Here is a 2,781-nt window from a genome sequence, read left to right on the forward strand (position 1 = left end):
GTCGCGGCGGGGCGCAGGACGTGGTCCGCCTTCAGGCCGAACTTGGCGAGCAGCGTGCGGACTTCGACGGGTTCGGTGTCCGGGACCGCCGTGCGGAAGGCGTCCAGCAGGGTTTCGGGGCCGTGGAACAGGCGGCGGGCCTGGTCGACCTCGCCGACCAGGACGCCCGAGCCCAGGGCCGTGTGACCGGCATCCAGGCCCACCCGGCCCAGCAGGGCGGCCAGCAGCGTCGACTTGCCGGCGCCGTTCGCGCCGGTGACGGCCACCCGGTCCGCCCAGTCGATCCGCAGGGAGACCGGGCCGAGCACGAAGTCCCCGCGCCGTACCTCCGCGTCCCGCAGCGTGGCGACGACCGCGCCCGAGCGCGGGGCCGCCGCGATCTCCATGCGCAGCTCCCACTCCTTGCGGGGCTCCTCGACGACTTCCAGCCGCTCGATCATGCGTTGGGTCTGGCGGGCCTTCGCGGCCTGCTTCTCGCTGGCCTCGCTGCGGAACTTGCGGCCGATCTTGTCGTTGTCGCCCGCCTTGCGCCGGGCGTTCTTCACCCCCTTGTCCATCCAGGTGCGCTGCATCTGCGCGCGCTCCTGGAGGGCGGTCCGTTTGTCGGCGTACTCCTCGTAGTCCTCGCGGGCGTGCCGGCGGGCCACCTCCCGCTCCTCCAGGTAGGCCGCGTACCCGCCGCCGTAGAGGTTGATCTGCCCCTGGACGAGGTCGAGTTCGAGGACCTTGGTGGCGGTACGGGTGAGGAACTCGCGGTCGTGGCTGACGACGACCGTCCCGGCGCGCAGCCCGGTCACGAACCGCTCCAGCCGCTCCAGGCCGTCCAGGTCCAGGTCGTTGGTCGGCTCGTCGAGCAGGAAGACGTCGTAGCGGGACAGCAGCAGCGAGGCGAGGCCGGCGCGGACCGCCTGGCCGCCGGAGAGGGAGGTCATGGGCTGGTCGAGGCCGACGGCCAGGCCCAGGGAGTCGGCGACTTCCTCCGCGCGTTCGTCGAGGTCGGCGCCGCCGAGGCCGAGCCACCGCTCCAGGCTCGTCGCGTACGCGTCGTCCGCCCCCGGTGCGCCCTCGACCAGCGCCTGCGTGGCCTCGTCCATCGCCCGCTGGGCCGCGGCGACCCCGGTGCGGCGGGCCAGGAACTCCCGTACGGTCTCGCCCGGCCTCCGTTCCGGCTCCTGGGGCAGGTGCCCGACGGTCGCCGTCGGCGGGGACAGCGTGAACCCGCCCTGTTCGGGCGCCTCCAGCCCGGCAAGCATCCTGAGCAGCGTGGACTTGCCGGCGCCGTTGGCACCGACCAGCCCGATCACGTCCCCGGGCGCGACGACGAGGTCGAGTCCGGAGAACAGCGCGCGGTCGCCGTGCCCGGCGGCGAGATTCTTGGCGACGAGGGTGGAAGTCATCAGACGGCCGATCCTAACGGCCGCGAACGACGTGCACAGCGGGTGAGTGGCGGCCGGGCGGCCGGGGCAGCCCCCTGTCCCCGGGCCGCTCGGCCTCACCCGTCGTGGTCGTACACGGTCACCGCGATGCCCCGCTCCACCAGCCGCCGCCGTATCAGCGGCTCGATCCGGTCCCAGCTGCCCCCGGCCAGGCCGCAAGCCTATGCGGGGCATGTGCACGGACGCGCCGAGCTCGGCCACCCGGTCGGCGAGCCGGCCCAGGGCCGTGTCGATCGCCTCATACCGGACGGGGACATCCCTGCTGGTGGCCCGCCTTACGCCGTGCTGACCGATCATGTTGGCCACCCACAGGGACGGCTCGACCCGGGCGAGCTGGACGGCGCCCAGGCCGAAGTCGTTCTCCACGCGGTCGCGGTACCAGGCGCGGTAGGCGGCCTCCGGCTCGGGCCGGCGCCGGGAGAGGGCCACGACGAAGCCCCTCCCCCAGCCGCCCGCGTCGTTGCAGACGTGGGCGATCACCTTGGCGCCCTCGGCCGACGGCGCCTTGGCGTCACCTCGGATGTATGTGATCCCCGACATGACGCCACCGTACGGGCTGCCACTGACAACGGGTCCTGGGCTGCTGCTTCGTGAGCTCGGAGGCGCAGCGCAGGTCAGGGCTTTCACGGTGTTGGTGGGACAGTGATACTGCTGCGCATGACGACCGACTCCGACGAGCCGACCCTCACGATCGACGCACTGGCCGCGCGGGCCGGGGTCACGGTGCGCACGGTCCGCTTCTACGGCGGCCGGGGGCTGCTGCCGCCCCCGGTGATCGGTCCGCGCCGGGTGGGGCACTACGGCCCGGAGCACCTGGCGCGCCTGGCGCTGATCGAGGAGATGCGGCTGCAGGGCATGACGCTGGCCGCGATCGAGCGCCATCTGCGGCAGCTGCCGCCGGACCTCAGCCCGCACGACCTGGCCGTCCACCGGGCGGTGGTCGCCTCCTGGGCTCCCGAGAGGGTGGAGACGCTCACCCGGCCCGAGCTGGAGCGCCGGGCCGGGCGGGCGCTGAGCGAGGAGGACGTGGAGCGGCTGGCCGCGATGAACGTGGTCGCGGCCGACGGGGACTCCTTCCGGGTCGACTCCGGACTGCTGCGGCTCGGCCTGCGGCTGCTGGACGTGCCGCTGTCCCAGGAGACGATCCTCGCGGCCCGTACGGCGCTGGTCGAGCACGCCCGGGCGGCCGCGCGCGAGCTGTCGGGACTGCTGCGCGAGGCCGTGGCCGAACGTGACACGCGGGACGTGAAGTCGTTGTCCGCGCACATGCACCCACTGGTGGTGCAGGCCCTGCTCACGACCTTCCAGCGGTCGCTCAGGGAGGAGCTGCGCGAGTGGGTCGGCG

The 2,781-nt window shown here is 73.6% G+C and carries 2 protein-coding genes and 1 pseudogene; 1 reads left to right on the forward strand and 2 read right to left on the reverse strand.

All coding sequences use genetic code 11. The annotated features are described in order from the left end of the window. Both C1I97_RS34775 and C1I97_RS34780 read right to left on the reverse strand, forming a co-directional pair. Positions 1 to 1,397, reverse strand: a 1,397-nt coding sequence (locus C1I97_RS34775) for an ABC-F family ATP-binding cassette domain-containing protein (RefSeq protein ID WP_111006961.1), incomplete at its 3' end; no start/stop codon positions are given. 95 nt (positions 1,398 to 1,492) lie between these two features. Next, positions 1,493 to 1,976 (reverse strand): annotated as a pseudogene (locus C1I97_RS34780) (macro domain-containing protein). Between the two features lie 117 nt (positions 1,977 to 2,093). On the opposite strand from C1I97_RS34780, the gene C1I97_RS34785 reads away from it, so the two are divergent. Next, positions 2,094 to 2,781 (forward strand): MerR family transcriptional regulator (locus C1I97_RS34785; protein WP_111006962.1); only part of this gene is annotated, 688 nt, incomplete at its 3' end.

The organism is Streptomyces sp. NTH33 (assembly GCF_003236365.1).
Lineage (GTDB): Bacteria > Actinomycetota > Actinomycetes > Streptomycetales > Streptomycetaceae > Streptomyces.